Here is a 23,540-nt window from a genome sequence, read left to right as displayed (position 1 = left end):
ACACAGTGGACGCGAGCAACTGAGGACAAGCCCTCGGCCTATTAGTACCAGTCAGCTCCAACCGTTACCGGTCTTCCACACCTGGCCTATCAACCCAGTCGTCTACTGGGAGCCTTAACCCCTCAAAGGGGGTGGGAATACTCATCTCGAAGCAGGCTTCCCGCTTAGATGCTTTCAGCGGTTATCCCTCCCGAACGTAGCCAACCAGCCATGCCCTTGGCAGGACAACTGGCACACCAGAGGTTCGTCCGTCCCGGTCCTCTCGTACTAGGGACAGCCCTTCTCAATATTCCTACGCGCACAGCGGATAGGGACCGAACTGTCTCACGACGTTCTAAACCCAGCTCGCGTACCGCTTTAATGGGCGAACAGCCCAACCCTTGGGACCGACTCCAGCCCCAGGATGCGACGAGCCGACATCGAGGTGCCAAACCATCCCGTCGATATGGACTCTTGGGGAAGATCAGCCTGTTATCCCCGGGGTACCTTTTATCCGTTGAGCGACGGCGCTTCCACAAGCCACCGCCGGATCACTAGTCCCGACTTTCGTCCCTGCTCGACCCGTCGGTCTCACAGTCAAGCTCCCTTGTGCACTTACACTCAACACCTGATTGCCAACCAGGCTGAGGGAACCTTTGGGCGCCTCCGTTACTCTTTAGGAGGCAACCGCCCCAGTTAAACTACCCACCAGACACTGTCCCTGATCCGGATCACGGACCCAGGTTAGACATCCAGCACGACCAGAGTGGTATTTCAACGACGACTCCACGAACACTGGCGTGCCCGCTTCACAGTCTCCCACCTATCCTACACAAGCCGAACCGAACACCAATATCAAGCTATAGTAAAGGTCCCGGGGTCTTTCCGTCCTGCTGCGCGAAACGAGCATCTTTACTCGTAGTGCAATTTCACCGGGCCTATGGTTGAGACAGTCGAGAAGTCGTTACGCCATTCGTGCAGGTCGGAACTTACCCGACAAGGAATTTCGCTACCTTAGGATGGTTATAGTTACCACCGCCGTTTACTGGCGCTTAAGTTCTCAGCTTCGCCCCACCGAAATGGAGCTAACCGGTCCCCTTAACGTTCCAGCACCGGGCAGGCGTCAGTCCGTATACATCGCCTTACGGCTTCGCACGGACCTGTGTTTTTAGTAAACAGTCGCTTCTCGCTGGTCTCTGCGGCCACCCCCAGCTCAGGAAGTAAATTCCATCACCGGAAATGGCCCCCCTTCTCCCGAAGTTACGGGGGCATTTTGCCGAGTTCCTTAACCATAGTTCACCCGAACGCCTCGGTATTCTCTACCTGACCACCTGAGTCGGTTTAGGGTACGGGCCGCCATGAAACTCGCTAGAGGCTTTTCTCGACAGCATAGGATCATCCACTTCACCACAATCGGCTCGGCATCAGGTCTCAGCCTTAATGTGTGACGGATTTGCCTACCACACGGCCTACACCCTTACCCCGGGACTACCACCGCCCGGGCTGGACTACCTTCCTGCGTCACCCCATCGCTTACCTACTACAAGTCTGGTCCGTCGGCTCCACCACTCCCCTTTCCCCGAAGGGTCCAGGGCGGCTTCACGGACTTAGCATCGCCTGATTCGATATTGGGCGTTTCAAAGCGGGTACCGGAATATCAACCGGTTGTCCATCGACTACGCCTGTCGGCCTCGCCTTAGGTCCCGACTTACCCTGGGCAGATCAGCTTGACCCAGGAACCCTTAGTCAATCGGCGCACACGTTTCCCACGTGTGTATCGCTACTCATGCCTGCATTCTCACTCGTGAACCGTCCACAACTCGCTTCCGCGGCTGCTTCACCCGGCACACGACGCTCCCCTACCCATCCCAGCGGGCGTTGGCCCTTCACGCTGGAATGACACGACTTCGGCGGTACGCTTGAGCCCCGCTACATTGTCGGCGCGGAATCACTTGACCAGTGAGCTATTACGCACTCTTTCAAGGGTGGCTGCTTCTAAGCCAACCTCCTGGTTGTCTCTGCGACTCCACATCCTTTCCCACTTAGCGTACGCTTAGGGGCCTTAGTCGATGCTCTGGGCTGTTTCCCTCTCGACCATGGAGCTTATCCCCCACAGTCTCACTGCCGCGCTCTCACTTACCGGCATTCGGAGTTTGGCTAAGGTCAGTAACCCGGTAGGGCCCATCGCCTATCCAGTGCTCTACCTCCGGCAAGAAACACACGACGCTGCACCTAAATGCATTTCGGGGAGAACCAGCTATCACGGAGTTTGATTGGCCTTTCACCCCTAACCACAGGTCATCCCCCAGGTTTTCAACCCTGGTGGGTTCGGTCCTCCACGAAGTCTTACCTCCGCTTCAACCTGCCCATGGCTAGATCACTCCGCTTCGGGTCTTGGGCGCGCTACTCAACCGCCCTATTCGGACTCGCTTTCGCTACGGCTTCCCCACACGGGTTAACCTCGCAACACACCGCAAACTCGCAGGCTCATTCTTCAAAAGGCACGCAGTCACGACTGCATGTGCAAGCACATACAGCGACGCTCCCACGGCTTGTAGGCACACGGTTTCAGGTACTATTTCACTCCGCTCCCGCGGTACTTTTCACCATTCCCTCACGGTACTATCCGCTATCGGTCACCAGGGAATATTTAGGCTTAACGGGTGGTCCCGCCAGATTCACACGGGATTTCTCGGGCCCCGTGCTACTTGGGTGTCTCTTAAACGAGCCGTACAGATTTCAGCTACGGGGGTCTTACCCTCTACGCCGGACCTTTCGCATGTCCTTCGCCTATCCATACGGTTTCTGACTCGTCTCATGGCCGGCAGACCATGAAAAAGAGATCCCACAACCCCGCATGCGCAACCCCTGCCGGGTATCACACACATACGGTTTGGCCTCATCCGGTTTCGCTCGCCACTACTCCCGGAATCACGGTTGTTTTCTCTTCCTGCGGGTACTGAGATGTTTCACTTCCCCGCGTTCCCTCCACACTGCCTATGTGTTCAGCAGCGGGTGACAGCCCATGACGACTGCCGGGTTTCCCCATTCGGACACCCCCGGATCAAAGCTCGGTTGACAGCTCCCCGGGGCCTATCGCGGCCTCCCACGTCCTTCATCGGTTCCTGGTGCCAAGGCATCCACCGTGCGCCCTTAAAAACTTGGCCACAGATGCTCGCGTCCACTGTGCAGTTCTCAAGCAACGACCAGCCACCCATCACCCCGCCGCATAAAGCGCCGAGTGCACTGGGGCCGGCATCGCGAAGGTCCGAAACCTAAGTTCCGTACCCTCAGATACCCAACAGCGTGCCCGGCCCGACCAGTTGACAAAGTGTGTTCCACGCCGAAGCAGTACTAACACTCACCAACCGATCGTGCCGAATAGTCAACGTTCCACCCATGAGCAACCGTGCGAGTCATTCGCTCGCAGTCGGCCATATGCTCCTTAGAAAGGAGGTGATCCAGCCGCACCTTCCGGTACGGCTACCTTGTTACGACTTCGTCCCAATCGCCAGTCCCACCTTCGACGGCTCCCTCCACAAGGGTTGGGCCACCGGCTTCGGGTGTTACCGACTTTCGTGACGTGACGGGCGGTGTGTACAAGGCCCGGGAACGTATTCACCGCAGCAATGCTGATCTGCGATTACTAGCAACTCCAACTTCATGGGGTCGAGTTGCAGACCCCAATCCGAACTGAGACCGGCTTTTTGAGATTCGCTCCACCTCGCGGTATCGCAGCTCATTGTACCGGCCATTGTAGCACGTGTGCAGCCCAAGACATAAGGGGCATGATGACTTGACGTCGTCCCCACCTTCCTCCGAGTTGACCCCGGCAGTCTCCTGTGAGTCCCCATCACCCCGAAGGGCATGCTGGCAACACAGAACAAGGGTTGCGCTCGTTGCGGGACTTAACCCAACATCTCACGACACGAGCTGACGACAGCCATGCACCACCTGTACACCGACCACAAGGGGGCGACCATCTCTGGCCGTTTCCGGTGTATGTCAAGCCTTGGTAAGGTTCTTCGCGTTGCGTCGAATTAAGCCACATGCTCCGCTGCTTGTGCGGGCCCCCGTCAATTCCTTTGAGTTTTAGCCTTGCGGCCGTACTCCCCAGGCGGGGAACTTAATGCGTTAGCTGCGGCACGGACGACGTGGAATGTCGCCCACACCTAGTTCCCAACGTTTACGGCGTGGACTACCAGGGTATCTAATCCTGTTCGCTCCCCACGCTTTCGCTCCTCAGCGTCAGTATCGGCCCAGAGATCCGCCTTCGCCACCGGTGTTCCTCCTGATATCTGCGCATTTCACCGCTACACCAGGAATTCCGATCTCCCCTACCGAACTCTAGCCTGCCCGTATCGAATGCAGACCCGGGGTTAAGCCCCGGGCTTTCACATCCGACGCAACAAGCCGCCTACGAGCTCTTTACGCCCAATAATTCCGGACAACGCTTGCGCCCTACGTATTACCGCGGCTGCTGGCACGTAGTTAGCCGGCGCTTCTTCTGCAGGTACCGTCACTTGCGCTTCTTCCCTGCTGAAAGAGGTTTACAACCCGAAGGCCGTCATCCCTCACGCGGCGTCGCTGCATCAGGCTTTCGCCCATTGTGCAATATTCCCCACTGCTGCCTCCCGTAGGAGTCTGGGCCGTGTCTCAGTCCCAGTGTGGCCGGTCGCCCTCTCAGGCCGGCTACCCGTCGTCGCCTTGGTAGGCCATCACCCCACCAACAAGCTGATAGGCCGCGGGCTCATCCTGCACCGCCGGAGCTTTCAACCCACCGAGATGCCTCGGCAGGTATTATCCGGTATTAGACCCCGTTTCCAGGGCTTGTCCCAGAGTGCAGGGCAGATTGCCCACGTGTTACTCACCCGTTCGCCACTAATCCACCCCGAAAGGCTTCATCGTTCGACTTGCATGTGTTAAGCACGCCGCCAGCGTTCGTCCTGAGCCAGGATCAAACTCTCCGTGAATGTTTACCCGTAATCGGGTGCGACACTCGCGTTGAGCGGCACAGCCAGGCGGAATAAGCCCGGCCGTGCACAGCGTCCTCGCTGTGTGCCTTCCCTAAGGAAGGACTTTTTCAAAGGAACCGCGTCCCGACCAGAAGGCCAGGGACGGGGTATTTTATAGTCTGGCGTTGACTTTTGGCACGCTGTTGAGTTCTCAAGGAACGGACGCTTCCTTTGTACTCACCCTCTCGGGCTTTCCTCCGGGCGCTTCCCTTCGGTATTTCGTGTTTCCAACCTTACCAGATCCGTTTCTCGGTCCGTTTCCGGTCCGAATTCCGTTTCCGGCCCCCTGTTGGAGCGGGGTTTCTCGCGCCTTCCGGCGTGATCACTACTTTAGCGTATTTCCCCGGCGGCTCCTAATCGGAACCCGGTCCGGAATTCGGCACGCCGAAATCCATCCCGTTCAGGGATCATGCAGTAGAGATTGCCGCCGGTGCGGCGTGAGTGGCCGCCTCGCCGTCCTCGCGGACGCCGTGGCAACTCGAAGAACTCTACACCAGTCGGACCGGTGCTCCGGCCCGTTCGCCGCTATCGGCGCTTGCCCCGCTTGCCGGGCCTGGTGCGGCGCCGTTCGTAGCGGGCGACGGCCTCCTCGTACTCCTTGCGGCGCAGCTTCTCGCCCGGGGCCTCGGTGAGGGTGCGGAGGGCATAGGCGAGCAGGGAGCCGATGAAGCCGATCAACAGCATGCTCTGCATCGAGCGCTCGGCACCCGCGTCCCCCGCGGGGTCCGGCCGGCGGCTGAACCCTTCCCAGGTGCGGCGGAAAGCGAGCGCGCTGCACACGGCGAAGGCGACGACCACCAGGATGTTGACGAGGTTGCCGACCTTGGCGATCGTCAGACCCTCGTAGCCGAAGCGGAGCACCAGGGCGCCGGCCACCGCCGCGACGAGCGCGCCCAGGCCCGCGCCGACCCGGCGCAGCGCGTAGCCGCCGTCGTGGTCGATCCATGTCGTACCGAAGAACCGGATCGGTTCGGGCCGGGGTCCGGTCGCCTCGTGCTCATCGCTCATGTGCCGATTATCGCCACCGGCCCGCGGCGGGGCCTCGTGCCTCAGGAGCAGCGGACGGCGACGAAGCCGCTGCTGCCCGTCTTCACATAGGCGTCCGACACGTACTGGCCCGGCGCGATGCTGTCCCAGATGTCCGTCGTGCCGTACGGGCCGGAGACCGTCTCGCCGCGGGTCTGGCAGCGGATCTGCACCTCCGCGTCCTCCGGGAGGACGCGGACGATCTGGCTGCCGGTGTTCGGGCCGCGGCGGACGTTGACCTGGGTGCCCGGGGCGACCGGGTAGTAGACCGCGCTCGCGGACCGCACCGATACGGACAGCCCGGCACTCTCGTCACGCGTGCCGCTGTCGTTGCTCTCGCTGATCCCGCCGTCGGCCATGTGGCCCTCCCCCGCGCAGTAATGAGGCGTTGCTCGATGACATGCGCAGGCTAGCAAGGCACGGCCATGCCTCCCGGGGTTCCCGGGTGCCATCGATTAGGCTCCGGAAGCCGCCGTACGCGGCCGAATACACACGGGGGTGGGGGAATGCCGCCGCTGCGCACGACCGGGACGGGCCCGGAAGCGGAGGATCCGGGGTCTGCCGGTCAGTACCGGCTGGAGGGGCGTCTCGGGTCCGGCGGCATGGGCGTCGTCCACCTGGCCCGCTCCCCGTCCGGGCTGCGGCTCGCGGTCAAGGTGGTGCACGCCGAATACGCGGTGGACCCGGAGTTCAGGGCCCGTTTCCGGCAGGAGGTCGCGGCCGCGCGGCGGGTGAGCGGGGCGTTCACCGCGCCGGTCGTGGACGCCGACCCCGATGCGGAGCGGCCCTGGATGGCGACCCTCTACATCCCCGGCCCCACGCTCTCCGAGCGGGTGAAGCGGAACGGCCCTCTCCCGCCCGACGAGGTGCGGCGGCTGGCCGCGGGACTCGCCGAGGCGCTGCGCGACATTCACCGTGCCGGAGTGGTGCACCGCGATCTCAAGCCGAGCAATGTGCTGCTCGCCGAGGACGGTCCCAAGGTCATCGACTTCGGTATTTCCCGCCCCTGTGACAGTGAGCTGCGCACCGAGACCGGGAAATTGATCGGGACGCCGCCTTTCATGGCTCCGGAGCAGTTCCAGCGGCCGCGTGAAGTGGGTCCGGCGGCGGATGTGTTCGCTCTGGCGTCGCTGTTGGTGCACGCGGCGACGGGACGGGGGCCGTTCGAATCGGACAGCCCGTACATCGTCGCGTACCAGGTGGTGCACAACGAACCGGATCTCGCCGGGGTCCCCGGAGACCTCGTCCCGCTGATCCGCGCCTGTCTGGCGAAGGAGCCGGCCGAGCGGCCGACGCCGGACGCGATCATGTCCCGGCTGCCGAGCGTGCCCGACGCGGTGCGGGTGGGCTCCTTCGGCGGTACGGATCACGGCGCGGCGCGTGACGCCGTACCCACGCACGTACGCGTTCCCCCGCAGCCCGAGGCGCCGCAGCCGGTCGCGCCGCCGGCCGGCTCCCCCGCGCGGCGGTCCCGGCGTGTGCTGTGGGCCGTCGCCGCCGCGGTGGTGGCCACCGCGCTGGGGGCGGCCGGCTTCTGGGCGCTGGACCGGTCCGACTTGTCGGCCCGGCCGTTGCAGCCGCGGCCGACGGCGGCGGGCGCCGACTGGCAGCCGTGGGAGGCGTCCGTCCCGGCGGACGCGGCGGGGGACGGCAGGGTGCGGGCCGGGTTCTGTACGTACGGGGAGACGGCGCTCTACTGTTCCGCGCCCGGTGTGCAGGCGGCCCGTATCGACCCCGCGAGCGGCAAGGTCGTCTGGCGGCACCCGGTCGACACCTCCCGCCCCGCGGCGACGGAGCCGGGGGCCCCGCCCGCGCCCGTGGTCTCGGGCGGCCTGGTCCACGTCATAACGCCGGACGGCGACCGGCTCTCCGCGCTCGACCCCGCGAAGGGCGAGCAGCGCTGGGCGCGGGACGTCTCGGTGTACGGCGGGCGGGTCTATCACGCGGGGGACACGCTGCTGCTGGTCGCGAACGACGGGACGGTCACGGCCGTCGACGGCGCTTCGGGCAAGGAGCGCTGGAGCCACAAGCTGCCGGGGAACGCCAAGCCGGTCTTCTCCTCCTTCGCGGACTCCGACGCCGGCTCCTACGCCGATCCCCGCACAGGGGCCGGGCGCGACGCCGGTGCGCCCGTCTACGCCGTCTCCCCGGCCGGTGCGGGACAGCACCGTACGCAGCTGCTCGCGCTCGATCCGCTGCGCGGGACGACGCTGTGGCAGCGGACGCTGGACGGCGATCTGACGGCTGTGGGCGTGGGGCCGCGCGGCGCGCTCTATCTGACGGCGGTCGACTCCCGCGACCGTGTCTCCGCCGTCGTCCGCTACTCCCCCGCCGATCAGCGTGAGCATCGGGTGTCCCTGAGCACGCCGCTGAGCGTCACGAGCGCGGCCGCGCGGGGCGACGCTGTCTATCTGCTGTCCTCGGACGGCGGCCTGACGGCCGTCGGCGTCGATCCGGACGGGCCGGGCGGGGGCCAGCGCTGGCGGCTCGACACGTCCGTGGCCAACGCTTCGGCGCTCGTCCTCACGGACGGCAGGCTGTATTTCTCTGCGGCGGACGGGCGACTGCTGGCCGTCGATACGGGGCGGGGGACGCTGCTCGGGCAGACGTCGCCGCGGCTGACGCGGGCCGGGCGGGGGTATCTGGATCTGTTGCCCGCGCCGGTGGCGGCGGACGGGAAGGTTTTCGGGGCGGCGCCGGATGGAACGGTGTTCGCGGTCAGCGACCACAACCCTGGCGGGTGGCGGTAAGGATCGTCCGGCTGCGCCGGGCGCTTCTCTTTTCCCCCACCCCGCCCCTTCCCGAAACTGGGGCTCCGCCCCAGACCCCGGTCCTCAAACGCCGAACGGGCTGACTTTTAAGCGGTCACCCCAAGCGGCTGACGTCTCTCACCGCTCCCTTGTCCGCGCTCGTCGCCATCGCCGCGTACGCGCGCAGCGCCGCCGAGACCTTGCGGTCGCGGGACTTCGGGGCGTAGCGGCCGGCGAGGGTTTCGCGGCGGGACGTCAGTTCCTCTTCGGGGACGAGGAGTTCGATCGAGCGGCCGGGGATGTCGATGCGGATCCGGTCGCCGTCCTCGACCAGGGCGATCGTGCCGCCGGAGGCCGCCTCGGGCGAGGCGTGGCCGATGGAGAGGCCGGAGGTGCCGCCGGAGAAGCGGCCGTCGGTGACCAGGGCGCAGGACTTGCCGAGGCCGCGGCCCTTGAGGAAGGACGTCGGGTAGAGCATCTCCTGCATGCCGGGGCCGCCCCTGGGGCCCTCGTAGCGGATGACGACGACGTCGCCCTCCTTGATCTCCTTGCGGAGGATCTTGTCGACGGCTTCTTCCTGCGACTCGCAGACGACGGCCGGTCCTTCGAACGTCCAGATCGATTCGTCGACGCCCGCCGTTTTCACGACACAGCCGTCGACGGCGAGGTTGCCCTTGAGGACGGCCAGTCCGCCGTCCTTGGAGTAGGCGTGCGCGGCGTCGCGGATGCAGCCGCCCGCCGCGTCGGTGTCCAGGGAGTCCCAGCGCTCGGACTGCGAGAAGGCGGTGGCGGAGCGGACGCAGCCGGGGGCCGCGTGCCAGAGTTCGACGGCCTCGGCGGACGGGGAGCCGCCGCGCACGTCCCAGGTCTCCAGCCAGTCCTTGATGGAGGGCGAGTGGACGGTGTGCACGTCCTCATTGAGCAGGCCCGCGCGGTAGAGCTCGCCGAGGATCGCGGGGATGCCGCCGGCGCGGTGCACGTCCTCCATGTAGTACGTGCCGCCGGGGGCGACGTTGGGGGCGACCTTGGCCAGGCAGGGCACCCGGCGCGAGACCGCGTCGATGTCCTTGAGGTCGTAGTCCAGCCCGGCCTCCTGGGCGGCGGCGAGCAGGTGGAGGATCGTGTTGGTCGATCCGCCCATGGCGATGTCGAGGGCCATGGCGTTGTCGAAGGCGGCGCGGGTGGCGATGTTGCGCGGCAGGACCGAGTCGTCGTCCTGCTCGTAGTAGCGCTTGGTGATCTCGACGACCGTGCGGGCCGCGTTCTCGTACAGCGCCTTGCGGGCGGTGTGGGTGGCGAGGACGGAGCCGTTGCCCGGGAGGGAGAGGCCGATGGCCTCGGTGAGGCAGTTCATGGAGTTCGCGGTGAACATGCCGGAACAGGAGCCGCAGGTCGGGCAGGCGTTCTCCTCGATCCGCAGGACGTCCTCGTCCGACACGTTCTCGTCGACCGCGTCCACGATGGCGTTGATGAGGTCGAGCTTGCGGACCGTGCCGTCGACGAGGGTGGCCTGGCCGGCCTCCATCGGGCCGCCGGAGACGAAGACGACGGGGATGTCGAGGCGCAGCGCGGCCATCAGCATGCCCGGCGTGATCTTGTCGCAGTTGGAGATGCAGATCAGCGCGTCGGCGCAGTGCGCCTCGACCATGTACTCGACGGAGTCGGCGATCAGGTCGCGGGAGGGCAGCGAGTAGAGCATCCCGGCGTGGCCCATCGCGATGCCGTCGTCGACGGCGATGGTGTTGAACTCGCGGGGCACCGCGCCCGCCGCCAGGATCGCCTCGGAGACGATCCGGCCGACCGGCGCGAGGTGGGTGTGGCCGGGGACGAACTCGGTGAAGGAGTTGGCGACCGCGATGATCGGCTTGCCGATGTCCTCGCTCGCTACGCCCGATGCGCGCATCAGGGCGCGTGCCCCCGCCATGTTGCGGCCGTGGGTGACGGTGCGGGACCTCAGCTCGGGCATCCTGCTCCACTCCTCGAAGGGCGTCGGCGCGGTGTCGGACGTCTTCGTATCGACGTCTTCGCGTCGGCGCGGTGTCGGCGTCTTCCGAGCCTACGCCGATGATCCAAGATCCGGACAGTGCCTCCGGGATGTGAGACGGGCGTCTCGCGTGACGTTATGGGGTACCCGAGAGGTGGCGCTGTATGGCCGGTGCCACCTGGGCGATGACCTCTTCCATGTCCGCCGACGCCAGCGGCTCGACCTTGATCACATGGCGCAGCATGGCGACACCGACCAGGTGGGCGGCGGCGAGCTCGGCGCGCAGCCGGGGGTCCTCGATGTCCAGCTCGTCGGCGATGCGGGCCATCAGCCGGGAGGAGACGAGGTCGCGGAAGACCGCGGCCGCGGTCTCGTTGGCGACCGCGGACCGGACGATCGCGAGCAGCGGCTCGCGGGTGACGGGGTCCTCCCAGAGCCCGAGGAAGAAGCGCGCCATCCGCTCGCCCGCGGTGTCCAGTCCGCCCTTGAGGACGACGTCGGGCGCCTGGAGCGCGGGCGCGAAGGCCACCTCGATGGCGGCGGCGAAGATCTGTTCCTTGGGCCCGAAGTAGTGGTGGACGAGGGCGGGGTCCACGCCCGCTCCCCGGGCTATGGCGCGGATGGACGCCTTGTCGTAGCCGCGCTCGGCGAATTCGGCGCGGGCCGCCGTGAGGATGCGCTCGCGGGCGCCGGGGCCGCCGCCGAGGTCCGTGCGGGCGGGTCTGCCGCGTTTCTTGGGGGCTTCGTCGCCCGTACGGGGGACGCTCACGGGCGGGCCACGCCCGTCGGGGAGGCGAGGTGCAGCCGGGTGAAGGCCAGGGCCTCGGCGAGGTCGGCCTCGCGCTCGGCGGCGGACATGGCGCGGCGGGTGTTGACCTCGATCACCACGTGGCCGTCGAAGCCGGTGGTCGCGAGGCGCTCCAGCAGCTCGGCGCAGGGCTGCTTGCCGCGGCCCGGGACGAGGTGTTCGTCCTTGGCGGAGCCGTTGCCGTCGGCGAGGTGGATGTGCGCCAGCCGGTCGCCCATCCGGTCGATCATGTGGATGGCGTCGGTCCGGGCGGTGGCGGTGTGCGAGAGGTCGACGGTGAAGTGGCGGTAGTCGTCCTTGGTGACGTCCCAGTCCGGGGCGTAGGCGAGCATCTCGCGGTCGCGGTAGCGCCAGGGGTACATGTTCTCGACGGCGAAGCGGACGTCCGTCTCGTCGGCCATCCGCCAGATCCCCTGGACGAAGTCCCGTGCGTAGCCGCGCTGCCAGCGGAACGGCGGGTGGACGACCACGGTCGTGGCGCCCAGCTTCTCGGCGGCCGCGCGGGCCCGCTGGAGCTTGACCCAGGGGTCGGTCGACCAGACGCGCTGGGTGATCAGCAGACAGGGCGCGTGGACGGCCAGGATGGGCACCTGGTGGTAGTCGGACAGCCGGCGGAGCGCCTCGATGTCCTGGCTGACCGGGTCGGTCCACACCATGACCTCGACGCCGTCGTAGCCCAGGCGCGCGGCGATCTCGAAGGCCGTCGCCGTCGACTCCGGGTAGACCGAGGCCGTGGACAGCGCGACCTTCGCATCCGGGATGCGCACCACAGGCTCTGTCACGAGGGACAGCGTACGACCGTGTCCCGGACCGCGGGCATGGAGGTGCCCGTGCGGCGCACCGGTCGCGGGCCGCGCGGTGGGCCGTTCGCGTCCCGCGCGTCACGAAGTCGGCAGGTGATCCAGCCTCCGGAGGATGACGCCCTCCCGCAGCGCCCAGGGACAGATCTCCAGCTCCTCGACGCCGAAGAGGTCCATGGCCGCCTCGGCGACGAGCGCGCCGGCGACGAGTTGGGACGCGCGGCCCTCCGACACCCCGGGCAGCCGGGCGCGCTCCGCGGAGGTCATGCCGGCGAGCTTGGGCACCCACTCCTCCAGGGACCGCCGGGTGAGCGCGCGCTGGACGTAGAGGCCGTCGGTGGAGCGGGCGGCCCCGGCGATCCGGGCGAGCTGTTTGAAGGTCTTGGAGGTGCCGACGGTGTGGTCCGGGGTGCCGTGCCGGGCGAAGTCCCCGACGATGCGCGCGATCTGCGCCCGTACGTGCCGCCGAAGGGCCCGTACGTCGGTGGGGTCGGGAGAGTCTCCGGGCAGCCACGCCTTGGTCAGCCGGCCCGCGCCCAGCGGCAGGGAGGCGGCCGCGTCGGGCTCCTCGTCCATGCCGTAGCCGATCTCCAGGGAGCCGCCGCCGATGTCGAGGACGAGGAGCTTTCCGGCCGACCAGCCGAACCAGCGGCGGGCGGCCAGGAAGGTCAGCCGCGCCTCCTCGTCGCCGGTGAGGACGGGCAGGGTGATCCCGGTCTCCTTCTGGACGCGGGCGAGCACGGTGTCGGCGTTGGCCGCCTCGCGCACCGCGGAGGTGGCGAACGGGAGCACCTCTTCCACGCCCTTGTCCTCGGCGGCTTCCAGGGCCTCCTGGACGACGGCGACGAGCCGGTCGATCCCGGCCTCGCTGATCGCCCCCTCGTCGTCGAGGAGCTCCGCGAGGCGCAGCTCGGCCTTGTGGGAGTGCGCGGGCAGGGGGCGGGCGCCCGGATGCGCGTCCACCACCAGCAGATGGACCGTATTCGAACCCACATCGAGGACACCGAGTCTCATGGCCTGAACGCTACTGCGGTCGGCCGGTGCGCATAGTCTTGAGGGGTGGCAAAGACGAAGAAGGCGAAGCCTGACAAACCCCTCGACAAGGCAGCCAAGATCTCCCAGGACAAGGCCTCGAAGAAGGGCTCCAAGCCCTCCGCGAAGGTCTCCGACGAGGTCGGGCTCGACTTTGCCCGCGCCTGGGTCGAATTCCCCGATCCGGCCGACGACGAACAGGTCTTCCGCTGCGACCTGACCTGGCTCACCTCCCGGTGGAGCTGCATCTTCGGCAGCGGCTGCCAGGGCATCCAGGCCGGGCGCGCCGACGACGGCTGCTGCACGCTGGGGGCGCACTTCTCGGACGAGGAGGACGAGCAGCGGGTCGCCGGGCACGTGGCGCGGCTGACGCCGGAGATGTGGCAGTTCCACGAGGCGGGCACGTCGACCGGCTGGACCCAGGTCGACGAGGACGGCGACCGGCAGACGCGCCGCTGGGAGGGCTCGTGCATCTTCCAGAACCGGCCGGGCTTCGCGGGCGGCGCCGGCTGCTCGCTGCACATCCTGGCGCTCAAGGAGGGCCGCGAGCCGCTGGAGACCAAGCCGGACGTCTGCTGGCAGCTGCCGGTGCGGCGCACGTACGACTGGATCGACCGGCCGGACGACACGCGGGTGCTCCAGGTCTCGATCGGTGAGTACGACCGCCGCGGCTGGGGCCCCGGCGGCCACGACCTGCACTGGTGGTGCACGTCCGCGACGTCCGCGCACGGCGCGGGTGACCCGGTGTACGTGACGTACGCGCCGGAGCTGAAGGAACTGATGGGCAAGAAGGCGTACGCGCGGCTGGTGGAACTCTGCGAGGAGCGGTTGGCCTCGCTCCTGCCTTTGGCTCCGCACCCGGCGGACAGGGGCTGACGGTCGTTCATCGGGTGCGGGCCGGTTCGCGCCTGCCTTTGGCTCCGCACCCGGCGGACAGGGGCTGACGGTCGTTCATCGGGTGCGGGCCGGTTCGCGCCTGCGGCGGGCGGCCTCAAACGCCGGCCGGGCTGGTTTTGGCCGGCCTCAGCCCGCCGGGGTGGGTGGAGCAGGCGTCGGCTGTGGGGTGGTCGCCGGCGGCGTCGGCCGAGGCGTCGGTATCGGCGCCGGACCCTGGCCCTCGATCGTCACCACCGAGCCGCCGGGCGCCACGGCCACCCGCGCACTCCAGTGCCCGGCCGGTTCGTTCGCCGTGTCGATCTCGACGACGACGGTGATGGACTGGCCCGGCTGCAGGACCCCGCCGGTGCGGCTCAGCCGCAGCCAGGGCGCGTCGGTGCTCATCGACCAGACGACCGGTTCCCCGCCGCTCGCCGTGAGGGTGATGAGGGTGGCGTTGCCGCTCGGCCGCGCGGCGATGGTCAGCCGTCCGGGACCGGGCGCGGGCGCGGACGGCGGCCCCAGCAGGGGTACGGCGCTGCCGGTGGGCGAGGGCGGCACCCCGCCGAGCTGTTCCTCGGGTACGGGCACGGGTCTGCCGTCCGGCCCGATCACCGAGACCGAGACTCCGGGCGGGCGGTTTCCCGCCGCCGAGCGCGAGCCGATCCGCTTGTGGGCCGCGTCGTCGGCCTCCCCGCGCGGATATTCGGCCGGGCCGCCGGCCTCCTCGGCGGTGACGGACGTGGGGCTCTGCCCCTCCCCTGTCGACGGCGCGCCGCGGTAGGCGGCCCACAGGGCGAGCACGGGGGCGGCGACGACGGTGGCGACGACCGTGGTCGTGATGGCGCGGCTGCGGAGTCGGCTGCGGCGCGCCACCCGGTCCTTGGGGTCCACGGGAAAGCCTCGGCGGTCGAAGCGCGGGGTGAGGTGCGCGGACCCCCGCTGCGCACGCGCGCTCACGGCGGCCAGCATGGCGGTGTGCGCCGCGGCCCGTGGGGCCTCGATGACGGGCAGCGCGGCCGATGAGGCGGAGGTGCCGGGCCAGGGTTCGCCCGCGGTGGCCCGCTCGGCGGTGCGGCGGCAGTCGGCGCAGTCGTCGACGTGCCGGACCAGTTCGCGCCGCAGGGCGGTGCCCAGCAGCACCCGGGTGTCGCCCGCGAACCGTGCCACGACCGGGCAGCGGCCCGACTCGACGACGGCCAGCGCGGTCCGGGTGCGCTCGACCTCGCAGGCGGCGCTGGACAACAGGGCGCGCGCCGCGTCGGCCTCCAGGCGGAGCACGGCCGCGACCTCGTGCGCGGAGAGGCCGTGGCGGACGGCCAGTTCGAGCGCTTCCCGCTGCTCGGCGGTGGTCCCGGCGGCCTCGGGCCAGGCGAGCAGGGCGAGCTCCGTACGGCGGTGCTCGGCGGGCTCCCCGGACGCGGTGCCCGGTTCGGCGAGCCGGCGCAGACAGGCCCAGCGGGCGAGGGCGTAGAGCCAGGAGCGGCGCACGTCGTCGCCGGCGGGGGCGCGGTCGGCGCGCCGCTCGGCGATCGCGAGGACCTCGCCGAGCGCGGCGGTCGCGCTGTCGTGCTCGCACAGCACGGACAGGCAGTACGTGAACAGGCCGTCGAGGTGGGGGTCGTACTGAAGAGGCGGCCGCTGAACGAGCGTTTCCTGGTCCGTACGGGCCGCGCGCGGCGCTCCGCGGCCTGCGCGGTGCGCGCCGGTGGCGTGCGTGGGGTGCTCGGGCCTCCTGGTCATCATCCCGGCGACGGTAGGCGCGTGGCGGGCCCTCGTCCTCGCTGCCGGCACAGGATTAACCCATTCGGGTGAGCTTCTCCCTCAAAAGGGGACGCTGCGCTGTCGCGGGGCGCCCTGCGGGCGGCAACGGACCCGCACCCCGGATGTCAGTGCCCACCGATACGGTGACCCACATGGCCACCCGCACCGCTCGATCCGCCAAGGACCGCCCCTCCTACAAATGCAAGGAATGCGGCTGGACCACCGCCAAGTGGCTCGGCCGCTGCCCCGAGTGCCAGGCATGGGGCACCGTGGAGGAGCTCGGCGTGCCCGCGGTGCGGACGACCGCGCCCGGCCGGGTCACCTCGGCCGCGCTGCCGATCGCACAGGTGGACGGCCGCCAGGCCACCGCCCGGAGCACGGGCGTCGACGAGCTGGACCGCGTTCTCGGCGGCGGCCTCGTGCCCGGTGCCGTCGTGCTGCTCGCGGGCGAGCCGGGTGTCGGCAAGTCGACCCTCCTGCTGGATGTGGCGGCCAAGGCCGCCTCCGAGCAGCACCGCACCCTCTATGTGACCGGTGAGGAGTCCGCGAGCCAGGTCCGGCTGCGCGCCGACCGGATCGGCGCCCTCTCCGACCATCTCTATCTCGCCGCCGAGACCGATCTGTCCGCCGTCCTCGGGCACCTCGACACCGTGAAGCCCTCGCTCCTGATCATGGACTCCGTCCAGACGGTGGCCTCGCCGGAGATCGACGGCGCGCCGGGCGGCATGGCGCAGGTGCGCGAGGTGGCGGGCGCGCTGATCCGCGCGTCGAAGGAGCGCGGTATGTCCACGCTGCTGGTCGGCCACGTCACCAAGGACGGCGCGATCGCCGGGCCCCGGCTGCTGGAGCACCTGGTGGACGTGGTGCTGAGCTTCGAGGGCGACCGGCACGCCCGGCTGCGCCTGGTGCGCGGGGTGAAGAACCGCTACGGCGCGACGGACGAGGTCGGCTGCTTCGAGCTGCACGACGAGGGCATCACCGGCCTCGCGGACCCCAGTGGGCTGTTCCTGACCCGGCGCGCCGAGCCCGTGCCGGGCACGTGTCTGACGGTGACGCTGGAGGGCCGCCGTCCCCTGGTCGCCGAGGTCCAGGCGCTGACGGTCGACTCGCAGATCCCCTCGCCCCGCCGCACGACGTCCGGTCTGGAGACCTCGCGGGTGTCGATGATGCTGGCCGTGCTGGAGCAGCGCGGGCGCATCAGCGCCCTCGGCAAGCGGGACATCTACAGCGCCACGGTGGGCGGGGTGAAGCTCTCCGAGCCGGCAGCCGACCTCGCCGTCGCGCTCGCGCTGGCCAGCGCGGCCAGTGACACCCCGCTGCCGAAGAACCTGGTGGCCATCGGCGAGGTGGGGCTGGCGGGCGAGGTCCGTCGCGTCACGGGGGTGCAGCGGCGGCTGGCGGAGGCGTACCGGCTGGGATTCACGCACGCGCTGGTGCCGGGCGACCCCGGAAAGATCCCGAGCGGGATGCGGGTGCTGGAGGTCGCGGACATAGGCGAGGCGCTTCGAGTGCTGCCCAAGCGGGTACCCCGGGAGAACCGGCGCAAAGCCGGGGCGGACGCCTCGTCGGAAGAGAGCCCTGTCTGAACCGGAGGAGAGGCCTCTTTAATAGGCTGGGCGCCGGAATACGCCAGTAGACTTTGCCCTGGTCTCGCCCGTACGTACGGACGGCAGGGCGGCCTGCGGCACCGTTGACCTTGCGACCGGAGGAGTGCAGTGGCAGCCAACGACCGGGCATCGGGCCCCGGCAAGGCCGGGGGATCCTCCGGTGCCGACGGTCTGATGCGCGCCTCGCTGAGCGCCGTCGCGCCCGGCACGGCCTTGCGCGACGGCCTTGAGCGCATTCTTCGCGGCAACACCGGCGGCCTGATCGTCCTGGGCATGGACAAGACCGTCGAGTCGATGTGCACGGGCGGTTTCGTCCTCGATGTGGAGTTCACGGCCACCCGGCTGCGCGAGCTCTGCAAGCTGGACGGCGCGCTGATCCTCGACAAGGACATCACCAAGATCGTGCGGGCGGGCGTCCAGCTCCTGCCGGACGCCTCCATCCCCACCGAGGAGACCGGCACCCGCCACCGCACCGCGCAGCGCGTCTCCATCCAGTGCGGCTTCCCCGTGGTCTCGGTCAGCCAGTCCATGCGGCTGATCGCGCTGTACGTGGGCGGGGAGCGGCGCGTGCTGGAGGAGTCCGGCGCGATCCTCTCCCGCGCCAACCAGGCGCTGGCAACCCTGGAGCGCTACAAGCTCCGTCTGGACGAGGTCGCCGGCACGCTCTCCGCCCTGGAGATCGAGGACCTGGTGACCGTCCGGGACGTCACCGCGGTCTCCCAGCGGCTGGAGATGGTCCGCCGGATCGCCACGGAGATCGCGGAGTACGTGGTCGAGCTGGGCACCGACGGCCGTCTTCTCTCGCTCCAGCTGGACGAGTTGATCGCCGGTGTCGAGCCCGAGCGCGACCTGGTCGTGCGGGACTACGTCCCGGAGCCGACCGCCAAGCGCACGCGTACGGTCCCCGAGGCGCTGTCCGAGCTGGACTCCCTCACCCACGCCGAGCTGCTCGAACTGCCCATCGTGGCCCGTGCGCTGGGCTACAGCGGCTCGCCCGAGACGCTGGACTCGGCGGTCTCCCCGCGCGGCTACCGCCTGCTGGCGAAGGTGCCGAGGCTGCCTGGGGCGATCATCGAGCGGCTGGTCGACCACTTCGGCGGGCTCCAGAAGCTGCTCGCCGCGAGCGTCGACGACCTGCAGACCGTCGACGGCGTGGGCGAGGCCCGCGCCCGCTCGGTGCGCGAGGGGCTCTCGCGCCTGGCGGAGTCGTCGATCCTGGAACGGTACGTCTGACGACGTCGGAGTGGTTCCTCGGGGCCCGACTGTCCCGCCGTTGCCGCCTGCGGCGGGAGCGGCCTGCGGCCGCGTCCTCAATCTCCCCCAGCTACCGCTGGGAGGTGCCCCCAACGGGCTGAATTTCGCGGACCGCAGCCCGCACATCCAGCCCGTCCAGAGACACCCGCCAGGGGCGAAGCCCCGGAGATCAGCCCTTGTTCAGGGTGAACTCGTACTTTTCGGTCACGCCCGCGATCTTGACCTCCACGCGATACGTGCCGTCACCCACGGCACCACCGCCGGACGGCGTCCCGCACTGCGGGGCGCTGCGCTCACGGTTCCACTCCAGCGTCCGCTTCGTCTCGCCCGAGCCGGGGAGTTCGATCAGCACGGGGCCCTTGCCGCGCGGGCAGTCACCGGAGGACCAGATGTGGTCGTCGCCGCCGGTGGCAGTGATGGTGAGCGTGGCCGCCGCCGATCCGAAGTCGACCTTGCACGCCTTGCTACCGGAGTTCTTCACCACGATCTCGAACTTCGGCTTCTCGTCGGGACCGTAGGAGTCCTTGACGCTGCGCACCGCCAGGCGCACGGATCCTGACGTGCAGTCGGGCAGCGAGGAGTTCGCCGGGACGGCCTTGCCGTCTCCGGTGCCCAGGGCGCCGTTGCCGCCACCGGAGCCCCCGGAGCCGCCGGCTCCGGAGCCGCCCGTGCCACCGCCGGAGCCCCCGGAGCCGCTGACGTCGCCGTGGTCGTTCGCGACGCCACCGCTGCCGCCCGTGCCCGAGTCGCCCCGGCCGCCGGGCCGTTGGCTGTAATACGTGCCCGACGGAACCGGGCCGGGCGTGATGGTCGTGTCCGACGGGCCCTTTCCGTCCGAGGAGCCCTTGCTCTGGTCCTTGCCGGAGCCCCCGTCACCCCCGAGGGTGAGCATCCACAACCCCAGCAGTACGAGAAGGCCGAGCAGGCCAAGCGCAACTGCCCTCCGCCGCCAATAGATGGAGGAGGGAAGCGGCCCGATCGGATTGCGCAGTGATCCCACGCGAAGACTCTACGAGAGATCGGGCAGGGCACCAGCCAATACCCGCCGGGTGGGTGCTTACTTTTCCCATCATCTGCCCGCGTGACGAGGGCATTCCCGTTGTCGATACCTGACGAAAGTCAGACGCGCCGCATGCCGATCGCCCGATGTGGTGCGGGGGTGACATTCCGTACGCTCCATTGATCATGGACGACGATCTCTACCGTGACATCACCGATTACGCGCACTCCACACCGGGCTGGGTGCACACCCTCGCGGAAGTCGGCACCCAGGCCGGACTGTTGCTGCTGATGGCCGTGGCCGTCGTGGTCTGGTGGCTGGCCCGGCGGCGCGGCGCGCGCGAGGTCGCGCTCACGCTCCTGGTGCCGGTCGGCACGGCCGTGGCGTACGTGATCAGCGAGATCGTGAAGGCCCTGGTCGACGAGGTGCGGCCGTGCCGGGCGGTGGCGCACGCGGTCACCTCGATCGCCGCGTGCCCGGCGCCGACCGATTACTCGTTCCCCAGCAACCACGCCACGCTGGCCGCCGCCCTCGCGACCGGAATCGTCCTGGCGCGCCCGGTCGCGGCGTGGCTGGTGGTGCCCATGGCGCTGCTGGTGGCGTTCTCCCGTGTCTTCCTCGGCGTGCACTACCCGCACGACGTGGCCGTGGGCCTGCTGCTCGGGGCCATCGTCGCGCTGCTGGCCGCCCGGCTGCTCGTACGCCCCGGCACCCGGCTGGTGGAGCGGTGGAGCGGTGGCCGGTGGAGCGTACTCGTCAAGGCGTGACGGCAGTTCACACGATGGGGTGGTGAGTCCACTCCGTCTTGTGACCGAAGCCCTGGCCGTTGTCGACAAGCCGCAGCCATTCGGGGCGCAGCTCCCACAGATCGGTGCGCTCCATCGCCTGCCGGAGCTTCTCGTTCCGGTCCACGTAGGGGTGGCGCGTGCCGTACGCACGCCACCCCGCCTCACGGTCCGTGCCCTCCAGGCGGCGGCACACGCCCCGGCCTTGAATGCCCGTCAGGGCGGTCCACACCTGGCCGTCACGCTGCACGGTGAAGGCGACGGGCCCCCCGTCGAGGAGGGCGCGTCCATGGCGGGTGGTGACCGAGGTGACGAAGAGGAGGGCGGGGCCGCCGTCGGCGGTCTCCCCTCTCGCGTAGAGGACGGCGCACGCCTGTGGGCCGTCCTCGTCGGCGTAGGCCAGGGTCATGGTCGTGTGCGCGTCGAGGGCCGCCCTGATCTCGCCCGGGGGCCGTTGCTCCGTCTCGCTCATGATCCCCATTCCACCCCGGTCAGTCGCCGGTGACCAGTCCGGCCTCGTACGCGATGATCGCGGCCTGCACCCGGTTGCCGACCTCCAGCCGGTCCAGGACCGCGCTCACATAGCCCTTGACCGTGCCCTCCACGAGGTGCAGCCGCCGAGCGATCCCGGCGTTGGAGAGCCCCTCCCCCAGCAGGGCGAGCACCTCTCGCTCGCGGGCCGTCAGCCCGGCGGTGCGGGCGCGCGCGGCGGTGCCGCGCGTCATCCGCTCGCCGCCCAGCTCGGCGATGACGTGCCGGGCGACCTTGGGGGAGAGATAGGCACCGCCGTCGGCCACCGCGCGCACGCCGGCCATCAGCTCGTACGGGTCGCCGGACTTGAGGAGGAAGCCGGTGGCCCCGCCGCCGAGGGCGCGGGAGATATAGGCGTCCTCGGAGAAGGTGGTGAGGATGGCGACGGCCGTGCCCGGTGTGGTGCGGCGGATCTCCTCGCACGCGGCGAGGCCGTCCAGCCGGGGCATCCGGATGTCCAGCAGCGCGACGTCGGGGCGGTGCGCCTGTGCCGCCTCCACCGCCTCCCGGCCGTCCGCCGCCTCGGCGACCACCTCGATGCCGGGGTCCGCGCCGAGGATGGCCCGTACGCCCGCCCGGATCATCGCCTCGTCGTCCGCGATCAGAACCCTGATGGCCGCTCCTGTCACCGCACCCACTCCTTCTCCTCCTGTTCCACGACCTCGGCCGTGCCGACCCGCGGGATGCGGCTCTTCGCCACCAGCCGGCCGTCCTGGAAGCAGAGCCGGAAGTGGTCGACGCTGACGAAGAGCTCGCCGCTGGCCCGGTAGTAGCGGCACTGTGCCCCGGCGGGCGGCGGCGCGACGGTCCGTCTGACCGGCGGGTCGGCGACACGCCGGTCGGGCAGTACGGGCGCGACCGCCTCGTACGGCGCGCCGACGCGCAGCGCGGCGTAGTCGGCGGGCTTCAGCACGGAGTGCGCCTTGATGTAGGCGTACCACCCGAAGGCGGCCGTGACGAAGACGGCGGCGCAGCCTCCGACGACGGCGAACGGCACGACGATGCGCCGCCGTGACACGCGTCGCGCGCGGGCGAACGCGTCGAGGTCCCCGGCCGCCGAGGCGGCGGTGAGGGCCTCGGCCTCGCCGGTGTTCCGCGCTTCCGGTTCCCCGGCGGGCGCGGGAGGCGTGTGGGGCAGGCGTGCCGAGACGCGGAAGCCGCCGTCGTGCGGGCCCGCGGAGAAGGTGCCGCCGGCCAGCGCGGCGCGTTCGCGCAGCCCGAGCAGTCCGGTGCCGGAGCCGCCGGAGGCGGAGGGGTGCGCGGCGGGTGGCGGTCCGTTGACGACGGTCACGGCCGTCTCGTCCACGCCGTGCTCGACGGTCACGGTGACGTCCGCGCCGGGGGCGTGCTTGGCGGCGTTCGTGAGGGCTTCCTGTACGACGCGGTGGGCGGCACGCTCGACCATGACGGGGACGGCGGGGCCGTCCGCCCCGCGCGCGGGGCGCAGACGCACGCTCATCCCCGAGGCCGCCGCCCGCTGCACCAGGGCCGGAATGGTTTCGTCCGCCGGGGTCAGCGGGGGCACCGGTGCCGCTTGGGTCGTCGTGGGGTCGCGGAGGATGCCGATGATGTCGCGGAGGCGGTCGGTGGCGTCCGCCGCCGCCCCGCGCAGGTCCGCGGCGGCCGCGCGCTGTTCCGCGTCGAGGCCGGGCGCCACCTGGAGGGCGCCCGCCCGCAGCGCGATCAGGCTCAGCTCGTGGCCCAGGGAGTCGTGCATGTCCTGGGCGATGCGGGCGCGCTCGCGCAGCCGGGCGCGGTCGGCGACGATCACCTGCTCGCGCTCCAGCTGTGCCGCGCGGCTCCACCCGGCGGCGACCAGCTCGCGGTCCTGGCGGCGGTAGCGGCCGATCAGCCAGGGGAAGACCGCCCCGAACAGCAGCGTGCCGGTCAGGACCAGCCATTCGATGACGGGGTCGAAGCCCCGTCCCACGACCAGCAGTGTGCCCGCCGCGGCGGTCGCCGCGAACGCGTAAAGCGCCGGGCGGGCCCCGGCCGAGCGGCGGCCGAGCAGGAAGGCGAGGGCGGCGAGCGCGGGTCCGTACGAGAGCGTGAAGAGCGACGGCGAGGTCGCCAGGCCCAGGCCCGCGGCCAGCAGCACCCCGAGCACCGGACGCGTACGGGACGCCACGACGGCGACGGCGAGGACGGCGGCGCCGCCCGCCGACTGCCACCAGGGCCGCGGCGTGTTCAGCCCCAGCCAGGCCGCGGCGAAGCCGGGCGCGGCCAGCGCCACCCAGAGCAGGGTGTCCGGAAGCACCGTGGTCAGGGCGGGTCTACGGCTCACCGCTCGAACGTACCGGTGCGAAGGTCCCGCGCGCCCCTGCCGAAA

Annotated in this window: 16 protein-coding genes and 2 rRNA genes; 5 read left to right on the top strand and 13 right to left on the bottom strand. The window is 69.5% G+C overall.

Annotation, left to right across the window (positions count from 1 at the left end; genetic code table 11):
- Window positions 1–21: 21 nt before the first annotated feature.
- From DXZ73_RS24615 to DXZ73_RS24590, 4 genes are all read right to left on the bottom strand, one after another.
- Window positions 22–3,146, bottom strand: a 23S ribosomal RNA gene (locus tag DXZ73_RS24615).
- A 282-nt stretch (window positions 3,147–3,428) separates the two neighbouring features.
- Window positions 3,429–4,952: ribosomal RNA gene (locus DXZ73_RS24605) — 16S ribosomal RNA — on the bottom strand.
- The 16S and 23S rRNA genes sit together here, the layout of an rRNA operon.
- Before the next feature lie 567 nt (window positions 4,953–5,519).
- The gene (locus DXZ73_RS24595; protein WP_116213232.1) at window positions 5,520–6,002 is read right to left on the bottom strand and encodes a hypothetical protein; all 483 of its coding nucleotides are present in this window, start codon (window positions 6,000–6,002) and stop codon (window positions 5,520–5,522) included.
- 41 nt (window positions 6,003–6,043) lie between these two features.
- The gene (locus tag DXZ73_RS24590) at window positions 6,044–6,379 is read right to left on the bottom strand and encodes an SH3 domain-containing protein (protein WP_116213231.1); all 336 of its coding nucleotides are present in this window, start codon (window positions 6,377–6,379) and stop codon (window positions 6,044–6,046) included.
- 147 nt (window positions 6,380–6,526) lie between these two features.
- Between DXZ73_RS24590 and DXZ73_RS24585 the strand changes: the two genes are divergently transcribed.
- Window positions 6,527–8,770 (top strand): PQQ-binding-like beta-propeller repeat protein, encoded by a 2,244-nt coding sequence (locus tag DXZ73_RS24585; protein ID WP_116213230.1) that lies wholly within the window; start codon window positions 6,527–6,529, stop codon window positions 8,768–8,770.
- Window positions 8,771–8,885: 115 nt separating this feature from the next.
- On the opposite strand, the gene ilvD is transcribed toward DXZ73_RS24585, so the two are convergent.
- The 4 genes from ilvD to DXZ73_RS24565 form a co-directional block, all read right to left on the bottom strand.
- On the bottom strand, window positions 8,886–10,736 hold the full coding sequence (gene ilvD, locus DXZ73_RS24580; RefSeq protein WP_116213229.1) for a dihydroxy-acid dehydratase: 1,851 nt from the start codon (window positions 10,734–10,736) through the stop codon (window positions 8,886–8,888).
- Between the two features lie 154 nt (window positions 10,737–10,890).
- Complete coding sequence (locus DXZ73_RS24575) at window positions 10,891–11,523, bottom strand: TetR family transcriptional regulator (protein ID WP_116213228.1); 633 nt, start codon at window positions 11,521–11,523, stop codon at window positions 10,891–10,893.
- A complete protein-coding gene (locus DXZ73_RS24570; RefSeq protein ID WP_116213227.1) occupies window positions 11,520–12,344 on the bottom strand; it encodes a sugar phosphate isomerase/epimerase family protein in 825 nt (274 codons plus the stop codon). Before DXZ73_RS24570 ends, DXZ73_RS24575 begins: the two co-directional genes overlap by 4 nt.
- 99 nt (window positions 12,345–12,443) lie before the next feature.
- The gene (locus DXZ73_RS24565; RefSeq protein ID WP_116213226.1) at window positions 12,444–13,376 is read right to left on the bottom strand and encodes a Ppx/GppA phosphatase family protein; all 933 of its coding nucleotides are present in this window, start codon (window positions 13,374–13,376) and stop codon (window positions 12,444–12,446) included.
- A gap of 45 nt (window positions 13,377–13,421) precedes the next feature.
- Between DXZ73_RS24565 and DXZ73_RS24560 the strand changes: the two genes are divergently transcribed.
- On the top strand, window positions 13,422–14,270 hold the full coding sequence (locus DXZ73_RS24560; protein ID WP_425315860.1) for a hypothetical protein: 849 nt from the start codon (window positions 13,422–13,424) through the stop codon (window positions 14,268–14,270).
- A 147-nt stretch (window positions 14,271–14,417) separates the two neighbouring features.
- Here the strand turns inward: DXZ73_RS24560 and DXZ73_RS24555 are convergent, their stop codons facing one another.
- A complete protein-coding gene (locus tag DXZ73_RS24555) occupies window positions 14,418–16,016 on the bottom strand; it encodes a BACON domain-containing protein (protein WP_425315859.1) in 1,599 nt (532 codons plus the stop codon).
- A 170-nt stretch (window positions 16,017–16,186) separates the two neighbouring features.
- Between DXZ73_RS24555 and radA the strand changes: the two genes are divergently transcribed.
- Both radA and disA read left to right on the top strand, forming a co-directional pair.
- Window positions 16,187–17,620, top strand: coding sequence for a DNA repair protein RadA (gene radA / locus DXZ73_RS24550; protein ID WP_116213225.1), 1,434 nt, complete (start codon window positions 16,187–16,189; stop codon window positions 17,618–17,620).
- A gap of 129 nt (window positions 17,621–17,749) precedes the next feature.
- On the top strand, window positions 17,750–18,874 hold the full coding sequence (disA, locus tag DXZ73_RS24545; protein WP_116213224.1) for a DNA integrity scanning diadenylate cyclase DisA: 1,125 nt from the start codon (window positions 17,750–17,752) through the stop codon (window positions 18,872–18,874).
- Between the two features lie 190 nt (window positions 18,875–19,064).
- On the opposite strand, the gene DXZ73_RS24540 is transcribed toward disA, so the two are convergent.
- Entirely contained in the window at window positions 19,065–19,895 is an 831-nt protein-coding gene (locus DXZ73_RS24540) for a hypothetical protein (RefSeq protein WP_116213223.1), read from the bottom strand.
- 185 nt (window positions 19,896–20,080) lie between these two features.
- On the opposite strand from DXZ73_RS24540, the gene DXZ73_RS24535 reads away from it, so the two are divergent.
- The gene (locus tag DXZ73_RS24535) at window positions 20,081–20,662 is read left to right on the top strand and encodes a phosphatase PAP2 family protein (protein ID WP_240351476.1); all 582 of its coding nucleotides are present in this window, start codon (window positions 20,081–20,083) and stop codon (window positions 20,660–20,662) included.
- Window positions 20,663–20,669: 7 nt separating this feature from the next.
- Here DXZ73_RS24535 and DXZ73_RS24530 read toward each other — a convergent pair whose 3' ends face one another.
- The 3 genes from DXZ73_RS24530 to DXZ73_RS24520 are packed head-to-tail and all read right to left on the bottom strand — an operon-like array spanning window position 20,670 to window position 23,495.
- Window positions 20,670–21,152 carry a pyridoxamine 5'-phosphate oxidase family protein gene (locus tag DXZ73_RS24530; RefSeq protein WP_240351475.1) on the bottom strand — a complete coding sequence of 161 codons (483 nt, stop codon included), beginning with the start codon at window positions 21,150–21,152 and terminating at the stop codon, window positions 20,670–20,672.
- 19 nt (window positions 21,153–21,171) lie between these two features.
- A complete protein-coding gene (locus DXZ73_RS24525; protein ID WP_116215822.1) occupies window positions 21,172–21,795 on the bottom strand; it encodes a response regulator transcription factor in 624 nt (207 codons plus the stop codon).
- A gap of 41 nt (window positions 21,796–21,836) precedes the next feature.
- On the bottom strand, window positions 21,837–23,495 hold the full coding sequence (locus DXZ73_RS24520; protein ID WP_240351474.1) for a sensor histidine kinase: 1,659 nt from the start codon (window positions 23,493–23,495) through the stop codon (window positions 21,837–21,839).
- Between the last annotated feature and the right edge of the window lie 45 nt (window positions 23,496–23,540).

The sequence above is a fragment of the Streptoverticillium olivoreticuli subsp. olivoreticuli genome (assembly GCF_003391135.1).
Lineage (GTDB): Bacteria > Actinomycetota > Actinomycetes > Streptomycetales > Streptomycetaceae > Streptomyces > Streptomyces blastmyceticus.
The sequence above is the reverse complement of the archived record's forward strand: the minus strand, read 5'-3'. Positions and strand labels throughout refer to the sequence as shown.